Here is a 19,388-nt window from a genome sequence, read left to right as displayed (position 1 = left end):
CTTCGCCCAAAAGTCCCTTGTGGGTAGTTGTCAGGCGAGTCGGCGATCAAGGGACGGGGATGGCTCAGCAGTCGGAAAACGGTGCGGACGCGGAGAAGAAGCGCATAGATGTGAATGTGCCGCAGGTGGCAGGAGGTGCGCTCGCCGCGGTGCTCGCCGCGAAGTTGGCCTCCAGTTTCGGGGTGTACGGGACGATCCTCGGCGCCGGCGTCATGAGCATTGTGGCCACCTGCGGCGGCCCCGTCTTCCAGCACTTCTTCAAGCGCACGGGCGAGCAGGTGCGCGAGGTCGCGGTGAAGGCGAAGCCGGGCCGCGTCCGCCAGGTGCCGGTGACGGGGGACGGGCGGCCCGTGCCGCAGACGTTCCGCGCCGAGCCGGGACCCGGGCCCCTGGCGCCGGACGCCGCCGCACCGGCCGTACCGAACACTCCGGCCGTACCGAACACCCCGGCGATGCAGACCACTTGGCGTCCGGGCGTGGTGGACGTGCCGCCGGTGCCGCTCGACGATCCCGCCACGACCGTGCTGCCCGTGGTCGACGGCGCCCCCGGCGCCGACCGGACCCAGGTGCTCAAGTCCGCCGATGTGACACGGGTGTTGGGCACCGCAGGCACCGAAGGCGCGGCAGGCACCGAAGGCGCGGCAGGCACCGCAGGCACGGCCGCCGACGCCACCCAGGTGCTGCCGGCCGCGGACCCCGCCATGGCCTCGGGGACCTCCGGCCCCGCGGACCGCACCATGGCCCTCGGCACCCTCGGTTCCGCGGACCGGCGCGAGCAGCCCACCCGGTTCCTGGGCACGGTCGTCGGACCCCATGGCGAGACCCTCGCGACGCCGGCCCAGCCCGCCGACACCGCGTACGCCGTCTCGCCCGTCCAGGGAAAGCGCATCCGCAGCTGGAAGCGGCCGGTGCTCGCCGCCGCCGTCGTGTTCGGCGTGACGATGGGCGGGATCACCGTGTACGAGGCGGTGGCCGGCGAGAACCTCTCCGGGTCGGACGGCTCCACGATCGGCAGCGTGTTCACGGGGCACAACAAGGGGCGGGGCGAGGACCAGGCTCCGCCGGCCCAGGACCCCTCGTCCGGTACCGGCCCGTCGGCCGGCACCGGCCAGGAGAAGGGCGACGGCATCCCGTCGCCCGACCCGAGCACGTCGCAGGGCGACGAGGGCGGGGACGCGGGCGGCAAGACGCCGACCCCGACTCCCACTCCCACGCCGACCCCGACGCCCACACCCACCCCGACCCCCACTCCGACGCCGGACGACCCCACCGGGGAGCCGACGCCGCCGCACCAGCAGGGCGAGACGGCCGAGTAGCCGCGGGGAGCGGGGCGACGTGGGCGGAGCGGCAGTACGGAACGAGGCGACCGTGGATCCGCGCAGCCGCAGCGAGCGAGGCGACCGCCGGCCGGGCACTCAGTCGCCCAGGACCCGCCGCAGGTAGTCGTTGCCGAACACCCGGTCCGGGTCGAGGCGGTCGCGCAGCGCGGTGAACTCGCCGAAGCGCGGGTAGGCCGAGGCGAAGTACTCGGCGTCCCGGGTGTGCACCTTGCCCCAGTGCGGCCGCCCGCCGTGCGCGGTGAAGATCCGCTCGGCGGCGGTGAAGTACGCCTGGTAGGGCGTGCCCTTGTACATGTGGACCGCGATGTACGCGCTCTCGCGGCCGGACGCCGTCGAGAGCGTGATGTCGTCGGCGGGGGCGGTGCGCACCTCGACCGGGAAGCTGATCCGCAGGTTCGAGCGGTCCACCATGGTCCGCAGTTCCCGCAGCGCCTCCACGAGGGCCTCGCGCGGCAGGGCGTACTCCATCTCCACGAAGCGCACGCGGCGTGGAGACGTGAAGACCTTGTAGGGAATGTCGGTGTACGTGCGGGCGGAGAGCGCCTTGCTGGAGATCTTCGCGATCGAGGGGATGGTCCCCGGCACCGCCCGGCCCAGCGAATTGACCACCTGGAACAGGCCGTTGGAGAGCAGCTCGTCCTCGAAGAAGCCGCTCACCCTGCCCACCGGCTGCTCGGGACCCGCGCTGCGGTTGTTGCGCTTGGTGTTGCAGTTGCCGGTGTGCGGGAACCAGTAGAACTCGAAGTGCTCGTTCTCGGCGTGCAGTTCGTCGAACTCCGCCGTGACCCGCTCGAAGCTCATCGGCTCCTCGCGCGCGGTGAGCAGGAACTCCGGCTCCACGGCGAAGGTGATCGCGCTGATCACACCGAGCGCCCCGATCCCGACCCGGGCGGCCGCGAACACCTCGGGGTTCTCCTTGGCCGAACAGGTCAGGACCGACCCGTCCGCCGTGACGATCTCCAAGCCCTGGATCTGCGCGGAGATCGAGGCCGAGTCGCGGCCGGTGCCGTGGGTTCCGGTGCTGGTGGCGCCCGCGACGGTCTGCTCCATGATGTCGCCCATGTTCGTGAGCGAGAGGCCCTCACGGGCGAGCGCCAGGTTCAGGCGCTTGAGCGGGGTGCCCGCCTCGACGGTCACCAGACCGGCCTCGCGGTCGAGCTTGCGTATCCCGGTGAGCAGATCGGGCCGGATCAGCAGGCCGTCGGTCGCGGCGGTGGAGGTGAAGGAGTGGCCGGTGCCGACCGCCTTGACCTTGCGGCCTTCGCCGGCCGCCTGGCGTACGGCGGCGGCGAGTTCCTCGACCGAGGCGGGGGTGACCTCCTGCGCGGGCCTGGCGGTGACGTTGCCGGCCCAGTTACGCCACGTTGTCCCGGACGCCTTCGGGCCGCCCTGGGCCTTCATCGGTCCTGCCGTCGATCCCGTCGTACCCATCAGGTCCTCCCCGCTGCGGAACCGGCCTGGACAGCCGGCGGTAGCCGAGGAACCCGATCACGACCGCGGCCGCACCGGCGACGGCCGGCACCACATACGCCCGGTCCGCGCCCGCCGCGTCGATGACCCAGCCGGCCACGGACGCACCGAGCGCGATGCCCACCGCGAGACCCGTGGAGGTCCACGTCATGCCTTCGGTCAGCTTCGCCCGGGGTACATGCTGCTCGACGAGGGCCATCGTGGTGATCATCGTCGGTGCGATGGACAGGCCCGCGACAAACAGCGCCACGGCCAAGAACAGCAAGTTCCCGACCAGTAGGAGGGGGATCATACTCACGCCCATCGCACACACGCCCAGGAGCCACCGCTTGGCGGCCGGGCCCCTGAAGTGCACGAGTCCGAACAGGACGCCGGCGAGGCAGGACCCGGCGGCGTACACAGCGAGCACCAGGCTCGCCGCCTCCTTGGCCCCCTCGTGCTCGGCGAACGCGACGGTGACCACGTCGACCGAGCCGAAGACCGCACCGGTCGCGACGAAGGTCGCCATCAGGACCTGAAGTCCGGGGGAGCGCAGGGCACTTCCGCCGGTGTGGTGCTCGCGAGGGTGCGGGACCGGTTCGGTGGCGTGCTGCGCGGTCAGCCAGAACGTGCCGATCGCGAGGAAGACACCCGCGAGCAGCGGCCCCGCCTCGGGGAACCAGACCGTGGACAGACCGATCGAGACGATCGGCCCGAAGATGAAGCAGATCTCGTCGACCACGGACTCGAAGGAGTACGCGGTGTGCAGCCGGCGCCGGTCGGTGCGGTACACCTCGGCCCAGCGCGAGCGGATCATCGACCCGAGACTCGGTACGAAGCCGACGAGCGCGGCGCACAGGAAGAGCGTCCAGTCCGGCGCCTCGAACTTCGCGGCGAGCAGCAGCGCCGCGACGGCGGTGAGCGAGACCAGCGTGGCCGGGCGCAGCACACGCGCCTGCCCGTAGCGGTCGACGAGCCGCGAGATCTGGGGGCCGATCACGGCCGCGGACAGCGCGAGCGTCGCGGAGAGCGCACCCGCCAGGCCGTACCGCCCGGTGAGCTCGGAGATCATCGTGACGACGCCGATGCCCATCATGGCCAGCGGCAGCCGCCCGATCAGTCCTGCGGCCGAGAAGGACAGAGTCCCGGGCGGCGTGAATATCTCGCGGTAGGGACTGGGCAAGGGGCGCTCCGGTGCGGCTCCGGTAAGGCGTGAGATGGGCCCATACAGCTTACGTCCACGGGGTGTCGCGGCGCGCGTCAATTGCGGGGGCGCGACGGGCCGAAGGGCACGGCCGCACTGTCCGTGCGACGACCTAGGATCGAAGGCATGTCCCACGCGCCCGACCCCACTCCGTACGACGCCCTCCTGCTGCTCTCCTTCGGCGGCCCCGAAGGCCCCGATGACGTGGTCCCGTTCCTGGAGAACGTGACCCGGGGCCGCGGCATCCCCAAGGAGCGGCTCAAGGAGGTGGGGCAGCACTACTTCCTGTTCGGCGGCAAGAGCCCGATCAACGACCAGAACCGCGCGCTGCTCGACGCCCTGCGCAAGGACTTCGCCGAGCACGGCCTCGACATCCCGGTCTACTGGGGCAACCGCAATTGGGCCCCGTATCTCACCGACGCCCTGCGCGAGATGGTCACCGACGGCCACCGCCGCATCCTGGTCCTCACCACCAGCGCGTACACCTCGTACTCGGGCTGCCGCCAGTACCGCGAGAACCTCGCGGACGCGCTCGCCGCCCTGGAGGCCGAGGGCCTGCCGCTGCCGAGGATCGACAAGCTCCGGCAGTACTTCAACCACCCCGGCTTCGTGCGCCCCATGACCGACGGCGTCCTGAAGTCCCTGGCCGAGCTCCCCGAGGACGTACGGGACAGCGCGCACCTGGCGTTCACCACGCACTCCATCCCGGACGCGGCCGCCGACACGTCGGGCCCCGTCGAGGGGCACGGCGACGGAGGCGCGTACGTACGCGAGCACCTGGACGTCGCGCGCCTGATCGCCGAAGCCGTACGGGAGGAGACCGGCGTCGAGCGGCCCTGGCAGCTCGTCTACCAGTCGCGCTCCGGCGCCCCGCACATCCCGTGGCTCGAGCCCGATATCTGCGATCACCTCGAGGAGCGGCACGGCGCCGGCGTCCCCGCGGTCGTGATGGTGCCGATCGGCTTCGTCTCGGACCACATGGAGGTCCTGTACGACCTCGACACCGAGGCCACCGCCAAGGCCGCCGAGCTCGGCCTGCCCGTGGCCCGCTCGGCCACCGTCGGCGCCGACCCGCGCTTCGCGGCCGCCGTACGCGATCTGCTCCTGGAGCGGGCCGCCGCCGAGCGCGGCGAGGCCGTCACGCCCTGCGCCCTCGGCGCCCTGGGCGCGGGCCACGACCTGTGCCCCGTCGGCTGCTGCCCGGCCCGCGCACCCCGTCCGGCCGCCGCCGGCGTCGACAGCCCCTACGCGTGAGGACCCTCGTGACCGACCAGCACACGGACCCGGCCGACCCCCTGCACACGGACCTGCTCGCCCTCGCCCAGGAGGCCGCAGGCCGCGCCGGCGCGCTGCTGCGGGACGGGCGGCCCGCCGATCTGGCGGTCGCGGCGACGAAGTCGAGCCCCATCGACGTCGTCACCGAGATGGACATCGCGGCGGAGAAGCTGATCACCGGCCTGATCGCCGAACGCCGCCCCCACGACGGCATCCTCGGCGAGGAGGGCGCGTCGACCGAGGGCACGAGCGGCATCCGCTGGGTGATCGACCCGCTCGACGGCACGGTCAACTATCTGTACGGGCTGCCCACTTGGGCCGTCTCCATCGCCGCCGAGCAGGACGGCGAGACCGTTGTCGGCGTCGTCGCGGTCCCGATGCGCGGCGAGACCTTCCACGCGGTGCGCGGCCGCGGCGCCTGGGCCACCGGCTCCTGGGACGGCGAGCGCGCGCTGGCCTGCCGCCCCGCGCCGCCCCTGGACCAGGCCCTGGTCTCCACCGGCTTCAACTATGTCGCCGCGGTCCGCGCCCACCAGGCGGAGGTCGCCGGGCGCCTCATCCCGCTGCTCCGCGACATCCGGCGCGGCGGCTCGGCCGCGGTCGACCTGTGCGACCTGGCCGCGGGTCGCCTCGACGGCTACTACGAGCGCGGGCTGCACGCCTGGGACCTCGCGGCGGGCGACCTGATCGCCCGCGAGGCGGGGGCGCTGACCGGCGGCCGCCCCGGCGAGCGCCCGTCGGGCGAGCTGACGGTGGCGGCGTCCCCGGGCGTCTTCGCGCGGCTGCAGGGGTATCTCGACGAGTTCGGCGCCTGGCACGACTGAGGCGGACGCCTGGGCACACGACCCGGGCATACGAAGGGGCCCACCGCATCCGATGCGGCGGGCCCCTTCGACGTACGGACGTACAGGCGTCGCGAACTAGGCGACCTGCACGCCGTGCTCGGCAGCGAGGCGGTGCAGGTCCTCGAGCTCGGCCTGTTCCACCTCCGCGAGGAAGTCGTCGCCGTCCTCACGTGCCCGCGTGAGGTCCGTCTCCGTGGCCTTTATGCGCTGCAGAAGCCCTGCGGTGAATGCGTCCATGGTGCGCCCCCTCGTCGTGGGTCGAGTGTCGGTGGCACGGGGGTGTGCCCTCGGGAAGGGGCGATCACGTCTCTTGCCGTCTCGACGGATGCGGTGCGGGTGCCGCTCCACAAAAACGGTTCGTGGCGTGCCACTTGCAAAGAGTGATCGCGGGTGTAAGGCCGTCCTCCCCTGGGTTCCTGTCGCGGAAACCTCAACCGGCCGAGGGATCTTTTGATTCCCGTACCGAGGCGAAAGCTTCGAGGCAGGGGCGTACGGGGCTCCCGGGCCCTTCTCTTCGCGGCCCTTGGCGTCTTACAGCCGGTTTACGGCCCAAAGGGGCAGGATGGAGGCATCACCATGTGACCGGAACCTGTCGCTCATGCCGCGGGCCGGTCGGTGGGACGGCCCTCTGCCCAGCGGGCTCATCAGGACTCAGCCCGCTCACCGGGCTCACAGAAGGGACAGCGACGTGCGCGTACTCGTCGTCGAGGACGAGCAGCTGCTCGCCGATGCGGTGGCCACCGGACTGCGCCGCGAGGCCATGGCCGTGGACGTCGTGTACGACGGCGGCGCGGCCCTCGAACGCATCGGCGTCAACGACTACGACGTCGTCGTACTCGACCGCGACCTGCCCGTCGTCCACGGCGACGACGTCTGCCGCAAGATCGTCGAGCTCGGGATGCCCACGCGCGTCCTGATGCTCACGGCGTCCGGCGACGTCAGCGACCGTGTCGAGGGCCTGGAGCTCGGCGCGGACGACTATCTGCCCAAGCCCTTCGCGTTCACCGAGCTCACCGCGCGCGTGCGCGCCCTGGGCCGGCGCACCACCGTCGCGCTGCCGCCCGTCCTGGAGCGGGCCGGCATCAAGCTCGACCCGAACCGCCGCGAGGTCTTCCGCGACGGCAACGAGATCCAGCTCGCCCCCAAGGAGTTCGCGGTCCTTGAGGTGCTCCTCCGTTCCGAGGGCGCCGTGGTCTCCGCGGAGCAGCTCCTGGAGAAGGCCTGGGACGAGAACACCGACCCGTTCACGAACGTGGTCCGCGTGACCGTCATGACCCTGCGCCGCAAGCTCGGCGAGCCCCCGGTGATCGTCACGGTCCCCGGCTCGGGCTATCGGATCTGATCCCTCGATGGCCGCCACTCCGGCGCCTCCAGCGGCGCCGCCCAAGCCGACGTGGGACCCCCACAAGACCGAACCGCCCTTCCCGTGGCTGCGCCCGACCATCCGGATAAGGCTCACGCTCCTTTACGGCGGGATGTTCCTGATCGCCGGCATCCTGCTGCTCTCGATCATCTACCTGCTGGCCGCACAGGCCGTGCACGTGGGCAACGAGATGCCGTTCAGGATCGTCAGCGGCGAGGTGAAGATCGACTCCAGTTCCTGCCCGGCCCTCTCCGGCCGCTCGTTCGACAGCGTCGACGCCTTCAACGAGGCGGCGCGCATCTGCGTGGACCACCAGCGCCAGAAGGCCCTCGACGACCTCCTGAGCCGCTCGCTGCTCGCGCTGCTCGGCCTCAGCGTCATCGCCTTCGGATTCGGTTACGCGATGGCCGGACGCGTCCTGTCACCGCTCGGCCGGATCACCCGGACCGCCCGCCAGGTGGCCGGCTCGGACCTGACCCGCCGTATCGAACTGGACGGTCCCGACGACGAGTTGAAGGAGCTCTCGGACACCTTCGACGAAATGCTCGACCGTCTGGAGCGCGCCTTCACCGCGCAGCAGCGGTTCGTCGCCAACGCCTCGCACGAGCTGCGCACCCCGCTCGCCATCAACCGCACGCTCCTCGAAGTGCATCTGTCGGACCCGGGCGCGCCCGCCGAGCTCCAGCAGCTGGGCAAGACGCTCCTGTCCACCAACAAACGCAGCGAGGAGCTGGTGGAGGGCCTGCTGCTGCTCGCGCGCAGCGACAACCAGATCGTCGAGCGCAAGCCCGTGGACCTCGCGGAGGTCGCCTCGCGCGCCCTCGACCAGGTGCGCCCGGAGGCCGAGGAGAAGGGCGTCGAGATCCGCGGTGAGCGCGGTCTGGCCGTCGTCCAGGGCAACGGGGTGCTCCTGGAGCGGATCGCCCTCAACCTCGTCCAGAACGCCGTGAGGTACAACATCCCCGAAGGCGGCTGGGTCGAGGTCACCACGGAGGCCGTGCACGGGCAGGCGGTGCTCGTCGTGTCCAACACGGGCCCGGTGGTGCCCGCGTACGAGGTGGACAACCTCTTCGAGCCCTTCCGGCGCCTACGGACGGAGAGGACGGGGAGCGACAAGGGTGTCGGACTGGGCCTCTCGATCGTTCAGTCGGTGGCGAGGGCCCACGGGGGCCGTATCATCGCCGAGCCACGTGAGGGGGGTGGTCTCGTGATGCGAGTCACCCTGCCGATCTGAGATGCTGTCGCGAATCGCTTGCGAAGTTCGCTTTTAGCGGAATTTTCGGGACCTGCTCCCGAGGAGGTCGTGTGGAATCGATCACAGGGGCGATTTTTCGGCCATCTACTCTCCGTGATCGCCGCAGATGTCGGAAAGCCCGGAAAATCCAGGGTTTTCAGGGGTCTTGATCACGGGAAGTACACGGGGTGGCGCCCGTGAAGAGGAAGAAGTGGACCGTGTACGGTCCCCATCGCCATCCAAACGATCACCTCTTGGGAGGGGCGGTTGGGTGTCGATTGAGTAACAGACCTTGATGTGAGGCAAAATCTCCGCCTCGGGTCGGGCACAAGTCCGGCCTCTCACGCGTTACGTGCGCTGGAGACACCGCAGACACCCAGAGGGGGAGAGCGACATGGCAACGGATTACGACACCCCACGCAAGACCGATGACGACGTCGAGTCCGACAGCATCGAAGAGCTGAAGGCCCGGCGGAACGACAAGTCGACCTCGTCGGTCGACGTCGACGAGTTCGAGGCCGCGGAAGGCCTGGAGCTGCCCGGCGCAGATCTCTCGAACGAGGAACTGGCCGTCCGGGTCATGCCCAAGCAGGCGGACGAGTTCACCTGCATGAGCTGCTTCCTGGTCCACCACCGCAGCCAGCTGGCCCGCGAGAAGAACGGCCAGCCCATCTGCCGCGACTGCGACTGAGGCGTGGGTCGGCCGTGACTGGCTCGACCCCGCCCCGGAAGCGAAAGTTCCGGCTGGGCTCGACGAAGAGGCGGAAGGCGGACGGCTCGCAGACGTCCGCACCGTCACCAGGCGCACGTGACGACGAGCGAGGCCCCGGGGCCTCGCTCGAACCGGCGGACGCCACCGGCCGGCCCGTGCCGGCCGGCACGATTGCGCCCGCCTCGGCGGGCGCAGAGGTCTCCACGACGGACGGCGACGTCACCGCCGCCGCCCCGTCGCGCAGACTCGACAAGGTCAAGAAAGGCGTGCGCAAGGGCCAGGAGAGCGCCAAGGCCGGTATCGGCTATCTCGCCGACCGGATCATCGACAACGCACCGCGTGTGCCGGTGCGTGATCTCGCCACGCTGCGGCGGCAGTTCCCGGGCCTCGGCCCCGAGCAGCTCGCCGACAAACTGGTCGCCGGAGCGGCCAACGCGTCATCGACCGTCGGCGCCGGAGTCGGCGCGGCGGCGATGCTGCCCGTGCCGCCCGCGATGCCGGCCGAGATGGCCGCGGAGATCACCGGCGTGGCCGCGATCGAGCTGAAGCTGATCGCCGAACTGCACGAGGTGTACGGGCTGCGGCCGCCCGGCAATCTGAAGTCCCGCTCCACCGCGTATCTGACCTCCTGGACGGAGGAGCGCGGCATCGAGGTGAGCAAGCCGCAGACGATAAACGCGGCGCTCGGCGGGCAGATGAAGCGCGAGCTGCGCCAGCAGATCATGAAGCGGATGGTGCGGAACCTGCCGAACCTGATGCCGTTCATGGTCGGCGCCGCCGTGGGCGCGGTGATGAACCGCCGCGACACGAAGAAGCTCGCCGAGAAGGTCCGCAGGGATCTGCGGGCGCACCAGGTCCCGTGGGACGCGCTGGATGCGCTGCCGCCCCTGGAGCGGCCCGTGAACCCGCTGGATCCGTTGAATCCGCTGGCGGCTCCGGACCGCAAAGAGCTCGAGGGCTAGGGCCCGCTCAAGGGCCGGGCCCTGGAGCCGAGTGCGTCAGGAGCCGAGTGCGTCGGGCGGCTGGCGCGTCAGCGCCGCCGCCAGGCGCTCCGGCGCGCGCGTCGACACATACACGTACGGGGTCGGGTCCTCGGGGTCCGTGACCGGGATGCGGACCGCCTGCGGGACATAGCTGCGCAGCAGCATGAAGGCGCGGGGATCCGACTTGTGGGTGCGCCAGGCGAGCGCCTCGTCCCGGTCCAGCACCTCAGGGGTGCCGAGCGCGGTCAGCGGGATACGGGCCCGGCCCGCGACCAGCGAGCCGGCCACGACACGGACGCGGGCCGAACCGTACGAACTCACCATGACCGAGGCCAGCGCGGTGCCGCCGATCAGGCCGCCGAGCATCGGGAGCGTGCCGAGCGGCAGCAGCATCAGGGCGCAGGAGATCCCCACGGCCACCGCGATCACCCACCAGGAGCGGGGAGCGGTGAGACGTTCGTCGTACGTTTCGGTGGCTTGCTGCATGGGTCAAGCTTGGCACGGTGCTCAAGGCAATCGATTGCGCGGGTAAGGTCTCCGCCTGTGAGTGGACGAACACCATCGTTGACGCCCCCGGACGACGCCACGGCGCCGGTACGGCACCCCGACGCGCCGCCCCCGGGAGAGCTGCTCGGAGCGCACTACGCGCACTGCTTCGGCTGCGGAGACGCCCAGCCGCACGGACTGCACCTCCAGGCGCGGGCCGGTGAAGGCGTGGCGATCACCGCGGAGTTCACCGTCAAGCCCGAGCACCAGGGTGCGCCGGGCCTCGCGCACGGCGGTGTGCTCGCCTCCGCGCTCGACGAGACGCTCGGCTCCCTGAACTGGCTGCTCCGCGCGATCGCGGTCACCGGACGGCTCGAGACCGACTTCGTACGGCCGGTGCCCGTCGGTACCGTGCTGCACTTGGAGGCCGAGGTCACCGCGGTGGCCGGACGCAAGATCTACTCCACGGCCGTGGGACGGATCGGCGGCCCCGACGGCGAGGTCGCGGTGCGGGCCGACGCGCTGTTCATCGAGGTCAAGGTCGACCACTTCATCGACAACGGGCGGCCCGAGGAGATCGACGCCGCGATGAGCGACCCCGACCAGGTGCGGCGCGCACGCGCCTTCGAGGTGAACCCATGAGCAACCCCCTGCTCGACGTGCAGATCCGCCGCATCGACCCCGAGGTCCCGCTGCCCGCGTACGCGATGCCGGGCGACGCGGGTGCGGATCTGCGGACGACCGAGGCCTGTGAACTCGCCCCCGGGGAGCGGACCGTTCTGCCGACCGGTGTGGCTATCGCGCTCCCCGAGGGGTACGCGGCCTTCGTGCACCCGCGCTCGGGGCTCGCGGCCCGCTGCGGCGTCGCTCTGGTGAATGCCCCGGGGACGGTGGATGCCGGGTACCGTGGAGAGATCAAGGTGATCGTGGTGAATCTCGATCCGCGCGACACCGTGCGGTTCGAGCGCTTCGACCGGATCGCCCAACTTGTCGTCCAGCAGGTCGAGAAGGTCCGCTTCCACGAGGTGGCGGAGCTTCCCGGATCGGCCCGGGCCGAGGGGGGCTTCGGGTCCACCGGCGGCCATGCCGCGGTGGACGGCGACGCAGGCGGTACGGCCGCCGACAAGGGTGGGAATCGATACGCTTCGGTCGTATCCGACCGGGAAGGACAGTGACGTGTTCGGACGTCGTAAGAAGGACGCGGCCGAGGCTGCGGCAGGCGAGGCCGAGCAGGTCGTCGAGGACATGGACCAAGAGGTCGGCGAGGAGGGCGAGCCCGGCCGGGTGAACCTTCCGCCGGCTCCGCGCCCCGACGGGCCGTGGGATGTCTCCGAGGTCGGCCGCCCCTCCGAGGGCCGGGTCGACCTGGGCGGTCTGTTCGTGCCCGGTGTCGAGGGCATGGAGCTGCGGGTCGAGGTCGCCGGTGACGCCATCGTCGCGGCCACCGTGGTCCTCCAGGACAGCGCGGTTCAGCTGCAGGCCTTCGCCGCCCCCAAGAAGGAGGGCATCTGGGGCGAGGTCCGCGAGGAGATCGCCTCCGGCATCACCAAGCAGGGCGGTGTGATCGACGAGGTCGAGGGCCCGCTCGGCTGGGAGCTGCGGGCGCAGGTACCGGTCCAGCTGCCGGACGGCACGGGCGGTGTCCAGGTCGTGCGCTTCGTGGGCGTGGACGGTCCGCGCTGGTTCCTGCGCGGTGTCATCTCCGGCCAGGGTGCGGTGCAGCCGCAGGCCGCGGGTCTCCTGGAGCAGATCTTCCGCGACACCGTCGTGGTGCGCGGCGAGGGTCCGATGGCCCCGCGCGACCCGATCGTCCTGAAGCTGCCCGAGGACGCCCAGATGGTGCCCGAGGGCGTCAAGGAGGAGTCGCAGGCCGAGTCCCGCTTCTCCGGCGGCATGGGCCAGCTGCAGCGCGGACCGGAGACCACCGAGGTCCGCTGAGGTTTTTTCGTACCACGCGAGATCCGCTGGGGTTCTTCGCACTACGCGAGATCCGCTGGGGTTCTTCGCACTACGCGAGATCCGCTGGGGTCTTTCGCACTACGCGAGATCCGCTGAGGTTCTTCGTACTACGTGAGGGCCGCGTCCTGAGGTCAGGGCGCGGCTTTTCGTATGTCTGCCGTGTCTGGAGAGGGCGTCCGGGGCGGGTGGGACCTGCGGGACTCCGCCCCCGGAAGGCCGTCGCGGGGGCGCACCCGCCGGGATGGTCAACCAGCCCTCCGGGCAACCGAGTTGAGGGGTCGCGGCCATTGCGGCGCTCTTCGGCGGGGGCACATACTGTGCCCTCGAAACGGGGGGTGACCGGTGCGGGGGAGTACGCGCACGCCTGCCGTGGTGCGCAAAGGACGGCATCACGGGCTGGTGCTCGGTGCGGCCGGGCTTGCCATGCTGCTTGCCGCGACCGTGCTCGCCGCTCTCGCCACGCTGACCGAGCAGACCGTGCTCGGTGCCGCACGGCAGCGGCTCGCCGCGGACAGGGACGCCGTCATCTCGGTCGGCGGGCCCTACGCGCCCGGCAAGGAGCAGGCGTACGAGCAGACCGGCGCCGCCGTACGCAGGGCCCTGGACGGAGCGTACGGGGGCGTACCGCAGCAGACCTACGATGCCCTGCGCGTCCCCGAGAACCGGGCCACCGAGCTCTCCGTCGCCGATGCCGACGGGCGGGTGCGCGGCGATGTGACGGTGGCGCTCGCGGCGCTGGAAGGCCTGCGCGAGCACGCCGAGACGGTGAGCGGACGGCTGCCGGGGCCGCGGCCCGACGGCACCGTCGAGGCCGCGCTGTCGCAGCCGCTGGCCGCCGAGCTCCGCGTCCGCCCCGGCGACCGGCTGACCGTTCTGACGAGCGCCGACACGGAGCTCGCGGTGGAGGTCACCGGGATCTACCGGCCGCGTGCCGAAGCGGCCGCGCTGTGGGGGAGCCAGACCGGGAGCTTCGGCGGGACCGACAGCCTGGCCGTCGTACCCCTGACGACCGTGACCGGGACCCCGGAGCTCGCCGGGGACAGTGTGCGGTCGTGGCTGGCCGTGCCGGACGCCGGGCGGTTCCGGCTCGACGACATCGACGGACTGAGCGACCGGGCGGCCGCGTTCAGCGACAGCGATCCCGCACGGTCGCTGTTCGGCGGACAGGTGCCGCCCGAGGCCCGGGACCTCGAGATCGACTCGGGGCTCGGTCCCGCCCTCGACCGGCTCAGGACACCGATCGCCGTGTCACGGGCCGGCATGTACATCCCCGCTTCGCTGCTCGCCGCCCTCGCCCTGGCCACCCTGGTGCTCACCGCACGCCAGCTCGCCACGCACCAGCGGGCGGAGCTCGCCCTCCTGGCCGCGCGCGGCGCGGGCACATGGCGCCTCGCCGCGGGGGCCGCGGGGCAGTGGGCGGTGCTCGCCGTGCCCGCGGGGATCGCCGCGCCGTTCCTCGCCGGACCGCTGCTCGGGCTGCTGCCGCGCGTGGGCCTGGCGGAAGGCGACCTGCCGGGCACCGCGCTGATCGCCGCGGGCTGGACCGCCGCCGCGCTCGCGGTCGTGGTGCACGGCGTCGCGGTGCTCGTCCCCGTGGTCCGCTCGGTGCGCGACCGCAGGGCCGTGAGCCGGCTGCGGTGGCGGCCCGCGCGGTTCGCGGCGGCGCAGCGGCTCGGAGCCGATGTGGTGCTTGCCGCCGTGGCCGTTCTGGGGTGGCTGCAGCTGCGCCAGTACCGTTCGCCGGTCGGCAGTGCCTCCACCGTCGACCTGGTGCTCGTGTTCGCCCCCGTGATGATGACCGCGGCGGCGGCCGTGCTCGTCCTGCGGCTGCTCCCGCCCGCCGCCCGGCTGTTCGATCCGCTCGCGCAGCGCGGCACCGGGTTCGTGCTGCCGTTCGGCGGCTGGCAGTTGGGCCGGCGCGCGGCCGGGCACGCGGCAGCGGCCCTGGTGGTGACGCTCGCGCTGGCCGTCGCCGCGCTCAGCTCGACCGCGCTGGTGATCCTCGACCGGGGCGACCAGGACCAGGCATCGTTCCAGGTCGGATCCGATCTGCGGATCGATCCCTCCGACCGCCTCGCCGACGACCGACGCCGGGACGCCTACGCGCAGTCGCCCGGCATACGGGCCGTGACCCCGGTGACCGAGGTGGACGCCTCGGTGGCACAGCAGTCGGTGGGCGTCACCGCCGTCAACACCGGCTCCGGCGCGCTCACGGACCACGCGGGCCCGAAGGCGGCGCACCTGGGCGAGGGCATACCCGAGCACGGGCTGCGCCTCGTCGGATCGCCGAAGGAACTCACCCTGCGGGTACGGCTGTCCGCCGACGGACCCGGCAAGGCCCACCCGGTACTGCTCACGGGCTACTTCGAGGACGGCGACGGTCTCGTGCACGGCCGTGAGGTGGAGCTGCGCGAGGGCGGCCCGGTCACGGTGCGGCTGCCCGTGCCGCCGCACACAACTCACCTCGTACAGCTGGGTCTTACGATGCCGTACGAGGTCGAGCGGCGCACCTACCGGCTGGTCGTGGACGAGGCCGACGAACTGGACCGGCCGGGCCGCTGGCGCGATCTGTTCCTGCCCGCGCCCGACCTGCACGTGGCGGGCTGTCCCGGCGCCGAACCGCGCAAGCGGCCCGGTGAAGCACCCGGCCCCGTCCTCTGCTCCTCGGGGCCCGAGCGCCCCGGTGTGCTGATCGACGGGGTGCTGAGGGGGCCCAACACCGCACTCGTCTTTCCCGTACGGTCGATCCGGCTCGGCTTCAAGGGGCCGAAGCGGCCCCCGGCCGCGCCGGCGCTGGCCGATGCCACGCTGATCGATGACGGGCTCGCCGTCGTCGGGGACACCGTCACCGTTCGGCAGGCCGTGGGCGGCAGCGCACGGCTGAAGATCGTGGGCACGATCGAGGCGATCCCGGGCGACGAGGCACGGGACCAGCCGAATCTCCTGGTCGACTCCCGTGCGTTCGCGGCCCAGTTGCTGCTCTCCGGCGGTACGCCGGGTGTCGAGACCTTCTGGTGGGCCCGCGCGGACGACGGCGACGCCCGGGCCGCGGCGCTGGCCGTGCGCGCGACTCCACGGCTCGGCAAGGCGATCGATGTGGCCACGGCCCGCGAGGCGCTGGCCGCGGATCCGCTGCGGCGCGGCACCCGGGCCGCGCTCGCGCTGTGCCTTGCACTCGCCCCGCCGTTCGCGGTGGTCGCGTTCACGCTGCACACGGTGCTCGCGGCGCGCTCCAGAAGCCGGGAGTTCGCGCTGCTCAGAGCGATCGGCGTACGCAAACGCCAACTGGCCGCGTTCCTCTGGACGGAACAGCTCGGCCTGGCCGCCGTGGCGGCGGTGCTCGGCACCCTGCTCGGTGCCGGTCTCGCGGTCCTGATCATGCCGGTCGTCACGGTGGAAGCGGACGCCAGACCGGTCTTTCCCGACCTCGCCACGGAGGTGCCCTGGATGCGGGTGGTGGTCACGGCCGCCGTGACGACCGCCTTGATCTGCGCGGTCGTCACCGTCGCCGCCCGCTCTCTCGGACGGGTGGATCTGGCGCGGGTGCTGAGGGCGGGGGATGACGTATGACGAAGGCCGGGGGTGCGGGGCGCGGGCCGGCGGCGAAGCGTCGCCCGCCGCGCGGTCCGGGAGGCCGGCGAGGTCTGCGAAGTCGTCTGCACGGTCTGCGCGGTGACCTCCCGCTCCTGGTCTGTCTGACGCTCCTGACCTGCCTGCTCACCGCTGTCGCCGCCGGGGCGCCGCCCCTCCTCGACCGGCTGGCGGGCCGGGCGTTCGGCGACCGGCTTGTCCAGGCGCAGGAGTCGGCGCCCGGTGTCACGTACAGCGTGCGTGTCGACGTCTTGCAGAAGAAGGGCGACGACCCGGGCGCATACCTCGCCGCGGACATGGCCGCGATGAGCGAAAGCCTCGAGAACTGGGTGGCGCCCGGGCTGCCCGGCGAACTGCGCACCGACTCCGCACGCATCGTGCTGCCCGGGATCGGCACCCTCACCGAGGCCGGGCCCGCGGAACTGTCGCTGCTCCACGCCACCGACGCGCCCCGCAAAGGCGGTTACGCCGCCGGACGCGCCCCGCGAGCGAACGCCCGTACGGTGGAGATCGCCGTCTCGTCGGCCACGCGCGACCGGCTCGGGCTGCGCCTGGGACAGCGGCTCGACCTCGGGATGGGCGGACTGTCCGGCATCCATGCGACCGCGCAGGTCGTGGGCGTCTTCGCGGCGGACGACGACTCCGTGCTGTGGCGTGAGGAGCCGCTCCTGGCCGCGCCGTTGAAGAGCACCGGGCGACCGCACCAGGCCATGGTGCTCGCCGAGCCCGGATCGATCATCCGGCTGCAGGAGCAGAGCGGGATCGAGATCACCGCGCAGTGGGGCCTGCGGCTGCACCTGACCGACGAGGAGGCCAGGAAGCACCACGGGGCCGACGGCCGGCGCCAGATCGAGCGCGCCCTCGTCGTCACCAGCGAGCTGGCCCCGGACAAGTACTGCCCGCTCGCCACATTCGGCGGGCTCGTCTGCAGCCTCGGCCTGAACCCCACCGGCGGTCTCGACTACTCCTCCCGACTGCCCGACGCCATCGGCGAGTTCGGGCGCCAGTGGGGACAGGGCCAGGCCGTCGTGGCCTTCGGCCTGGCCACGCTCTTGATCGTGGCCCTCGCCGCCGCATTCGTCACGGCGCTGCTCGCACTGCGCCGCCGCCTCGACGTGCACCGGCTCCAACGCGCCCGCGGCGCCTCGGCCCTGGGGCTCGCCGCGGCACGCGCCGGGCACACGCTGCCCGGTGCGCTGCTCGGCCTGGCAGCGGGCCTGGCCCTGGCCGGACGCGTGGGCGAAGGCACCGCGACGGGGTGGGGCGCGGCGGTGGCGCTCGGCTGCTGGCTGCCGCTGCCGCTCGTCACCTTCTTCGCCGTACGGGACGGGGCGCTGCTGCGTGCGGACGGGGCGGCGAGAGCATCGTCGATACGGGGGCGGCGCGTCGTCGCCGAACTGGCGTTGCTGTTGCTCGCGGTGGCCGGGGTGTGGGCGCTGCGCTCGCGCGGGACCAGGGCGCAGGCGGGCCCGGATCCGCTGCTCGCGGCCGTACCGGCGCTGCTCGGTCTGGCCACGGTCGTGATCCTCGTCCGCTGCTACCCGCTGCCCGTACGGCTCCTCGCCCGCTGGTCCGCGCGGCGGCGCGGAGCCGTGGCACTGATCGCCCTGCTGCGGGCGGCGAAGGAGGCGCCCGCGCGGGCGCTCGCCCTGCTTGTCCTGGTCGTGACGCTCGCCGGAGCCGTGTTCGGCGGTCTGATCGCCGGCACGCTCACCGAAGGGCGGGAGGAGGGGACGCGTGCGCGGGTCGGTGCGGACGCCTCGTACACAGGCGTCCGGAGCAATCCGCAGGCGGCGCAGGAGTTGGCCCGGGCCCGTGGCGTCGAACACTCCGCCCAGGTCGGCGAGTTGCGGATCAGCGCGCGCGACAGCGCCCGTGGCTCCGCGTACGGCACGACCAGTCTGCTCGGTGTCGAATCCGAGGCTCTGCTCGAGGTCGGCGGTGAATCGGCGGCCGCCCGTGCTGCGGCCGCGCTGCCGGACGCGGGCGGTGCCGTGCCGGTGCTCGCGCACGGTGGACCGCGGGTCGGCGACCGGCTCGAGGCCGAGGTCGGCGGGCGGACCCTGCGGATGAAGGTCACGGGCACCCTGCCCGACGCGGTCGTCGACGACGTCGCGCTGGGGCCGCTGCGCTCCGCCGAGTCCCCGGAACTGCTGCTGTTCACCGACCTGCGGGCGCTGCGGTCGATCGAGCGCGAGGATTTCGGGCAGCTGGTGCTGCTCCTGTACGGCGACGGGATACGCGCCGAGGAGTTGCGCGCGATGGTGCCGCGTGCCGCGCCCGAGACGAATCCGGGTGAACTGTTCGTTCTGGAAGAGGAGTTGGCGCGCCTTTCGGACGACGGTCTGGTGGGTGCGCTGACCCTGGCCCACACCGTGGCGACCGGGCTTGCCGTGGCCCTGGCGCTGCTCGCGCTGGTCCTTGAACTGCTGCTCTCGGCGCCGGCGCGCGGGCGCACCGCCGCGCGGCTGCGCACGATGGGGCTCGGCGACCGGCAGACGGCGGCGCTGCATCTGGTGCAGCTGCTGCCGCTGGTGGTCGCGGCGGTCGTGGGCGGTACGGCGCTCGGACTGGCGCTGCCGTCGCTGCTCGGACCGGCCCTGGACCTGGGGGAGTTCACGGGCACACCCGGCGACCCGGGCATGCACGCCGACGTGCTGCTGACCGTGGCCCTCGGGGCGGGGTGCGCGGGGCTGGTGGCGGGAGCGGTCGCAGTGGAGACATGGCTGGGGCGCAGGAGGGGGTTGGGGCAGGTGTTGCGGGTGGGGAGGGTGGACGATTGAGGACGGGCGGGGAGAGCGGTGCAACGCGGTTGGTGCGGGGGCGTGTTGGGCGCGGGGCGGTGGCGTATCGGCGGTGGGACGGTTGCGTTGCGGGGTGGGGACGGTGGCGTTCTGCGGTGGGGACGGTGGCGTATCGACCGGGGGACGGTTGCGTTGCGGGGTGG

At 72.3% G+C, this 19,388-nt stretch carries 16 protein-coding genes; 12 read left to right on the top strand and 4 right to left on the bottom strand.

Annotated elements, in window-relative coordinates; all coding sequences use genetic code 11:
- Nucleotides 1-59: 59 nt before the first annotated feature.
- The gene (locus H9Y04_RS11865; RefSeq protein ID WP_187813696.1) at nt 60-1,316 is read left to right on the top strand and encodes a DUF4179 domain-containing protein; all 1,257 of its coding nucleotides are present in this window, start codon (nt 60-62) and stop codon (nt 1,314-1,316) included.
- A gap of 99 nt (nt 1,317-1,415) precedes the next feature.
- Here the strand turns inward: H9Y04_RS11865 and H9Y04_RS11860 are convergent, their stop codons facing one another.
- Both H9Y04_RS11860 and H9Y04_RS11855 read right to left on the bottom strand, forming a co-directional pair.
- On the bottom strand, nt 1,416-2,741 hold the full coding sequence (locus H9Y04_RS11860) for a D-arabinono-1,4-lactone oxidase (RefSeq protein WP_236070770.1): 1,326 nt from the start codon (nt 2,739-2,741) through the stop codon (nt 1,416-1,418).
- Entirely contained in the window at nt 2,695-3,972 is a 1,278-nt protein-coding gene (locus tag H9Y04_RS11855) for an MFS transporter (protein WP_187813694.1), read from the bottom strand. Before H9Y04_RS11855 ends, H9Y04_RS11860 begins: the two co-directional genes overlap by 47 nt.
- 147 nt (nt 3,973-4,119) lie before the next feature.
- On the opposite strand from H9Y04_RS11855, the gene H9Y04_RS11850 reads away from it, so the two are divergent.
- Both H9Y04_RS11850 and H9Y04_RS11845 read left to right on the top strand, forming a co-directional pair.
- Nucleotides 4,120-5,247 (top strand): ferrochelatase, encoded by a 1,128-nt coding sequence (locus H9Y04_RS11850; protein ID WP_187813693.1) that lies wholly within the window; start codon nt 4,120-4,122, stop codon nt 5,245-5,247.
- An 8-nt stretch (nt 5,248-5,255) separates the two neighbouring features.
- Complete coding sequence (locus H9Y04_RS11845; protein ID WP_187813692.1) at nt 5,256-6,092, top strand: inositol monophosphatase family protein; 837 nt, start codon at nt 5,256-5,258, stop codon at nt 6,090-6,092.
- A 96-nt stretch (nt 6,093-6,188) separates the two neighbouring features.
- Here the strand turns inward: H9Y04_RS11845 and H9Y04_RS11840 are convergent, their stop codons facing one another.
- Complete coding sequence (locus tag H9Y04_RS11840; protein WP_187813691.1) at nt 6,189-6,350, bottom strand: hypothetical protein; 162 nt, start codon at nt 6,348-6,350, stop codon at nt 6,189-6,191.
- A gap of 451 nt (nt 6,351-6,801) precedes the next feature.
- Between H9Y04_RS11840 and H9Y04_RS11835 the strand changes: the two genes are divergently transcribed.
- From H9Y04_RS11835 to H9Y04_RS11820, 4 genes are all read left to right on the top strand, one after another.
- Nucleotides 6,802-7,455: a response regulator transcription factor gene (locus tag H9Y04_RS11835; protein ID WP_052575660.1), complete on the top strand. Its 654-nt coding sequence runs from the start codon at nt 6,802-6,804 to the stop codon at nt 7,453-7,455.
- 7 nt (nt 7,456-7,462) lie between these two features.
- Nucleotides 7,463-8,710 carry a sensor histidine kinase gene (locus H9Y04_RS11830; RefSeq protein ID WP_187813690.1) on the top strand — a complete coding sequence of 416 codons (1,248 nt, stop codon included), beginning with the start codon at nt 7,463-7,465 and terminating at the stop codon, nt 8,708-8,710.
- Nucleotides 8,711-9,104: 394 nt separating this feature from the next.
- Nucleotides 9,105-9,401: a DUF4193 domain-containing protein gene (locus tag H9Y04_RS11825; RefSeq protein ID WP_165335758.1), complete on the top strand. Its 297-nt coding sequence runs from the start codon at nt 9,105-9,107 to the stop codon at nt 9,399-9,401.
- A 14-nt stretch (nt 9,402-9,415) separates the two neighbouring features.
- Nucleotides 9,416-10,384, top strand: a complete 969-nt coding sequence (locus H9Y04_RS11820) for a hypothetical protein (RefSeq protein ID WP_187813689.1) — start codon at nt 9,416-9,418, stop codon at nt 10,382-10,384.
- A gap of 36 nt (nt 10,385-10,420) precedes the next feature.
- Here H9Y04_RS11820 and H9Y04_RS11815 read toward each other — a convergent pair whose 3' ends face one another.
- Nucleotides 10,421-10,891, bottom strand: coding sequence for a DUF3093 domain-containing protein (locus tag H9Y04_RS11815; protein ID WP_187813688.1), 471 nt, complete (start codon nt 10,889-10,891; stop codon nt 10,421-10,423).
- A 57-nt stretch (nt 10,892-10,948) separates the two neighbouring features.
- Between H9Y04_RS11815 and H9Y04_RS11810 the strand changes: the two genes are divergently transcribed.
- The 5 genes from H9Y04_RS11810 to H9Y04_RS11790 all read left to right on the top strand — a co-directional run bounded on the left by H9Y04_RS11810 (nt 10,949) and on the right by H9Y04_RS11790 (nt 19,224).
- A complete protein-coding gene (locus H9Y04_RS11810) occupies nt 10,949-11,533 on the top strand; it encodes a PaaI family thioesterase (protein WP_187813687.1) in 585 nt (194 codons plus the stop codon).
- The gene (dut, locus tag H9Y04_RS11805; protein WP_187813686.1) at nt 11,530-12,066 is read left to right on the top strand and encodes a dUTP diphosphatase; all 537 of its coding nucleotides are present in this window, start codon (nt 11,530-11,532) and stop codon (nt 12,064-12,066) included. Before H9Y04_RS11810 ends, dut begins: the two co-directional genes overlap by 4 nt.
- 1 nt (nt 12,067) lies before the next feature.
- Complete coding sequence (locus tag H9Y04_RS11800; RefSeq protein ID WP_187813685.1) at nt 12,068-12,829, top strand: DUF3710 domain-containing protein; 762 nt, start codon at nt 12,068-12,070, stop codon at nt 12,827-12,829.
- A gap of 393 nt (nt 12,830-13,222) precedes the next feature.
- Nucleotides 13,223-16,420, top strand: a complete 3,198-nt coding sequence (locus H9Y04_RS47725; RefSeq protein ID WP_187813684.1) for an FtsX-like permease family protein — start codon at nt 13,223-13,225, stop codon at nt 16,418-16,420.
- Complete coding sequence (locus tag H9Y04_RS11790; protein ID WP_187813683.1) at nt 16,417-19,224, top strand: ABC transporter permease family protein; 2,808 nt, start codon at nt 16,417-16,419, stop codon at nt 19,222-19,224. Before H9Y04_RS47725 ends, H9Y04_RS11790 begins: the two co-directional genes overlap by 4 nt.
- Nucleotides 19,225-19,388: the final 164 nt, after the last annotated feature.

Origin of the sequence: Streptomyces polyasparticus, from assembly GCF_014493765.1 — a bacterium.
Lineage (GTDB): Bacteria > Actinomycetota > Actinomycetes > Streptomycetales > Streptomycetaceae > Streptomyces > Streptomyces polyasparticus.
The sequence above is the reverse complement of the archived record's forward strand: the minus strand, read 5'-3'. Positions and strand labels throughout refer to the sequence as shown.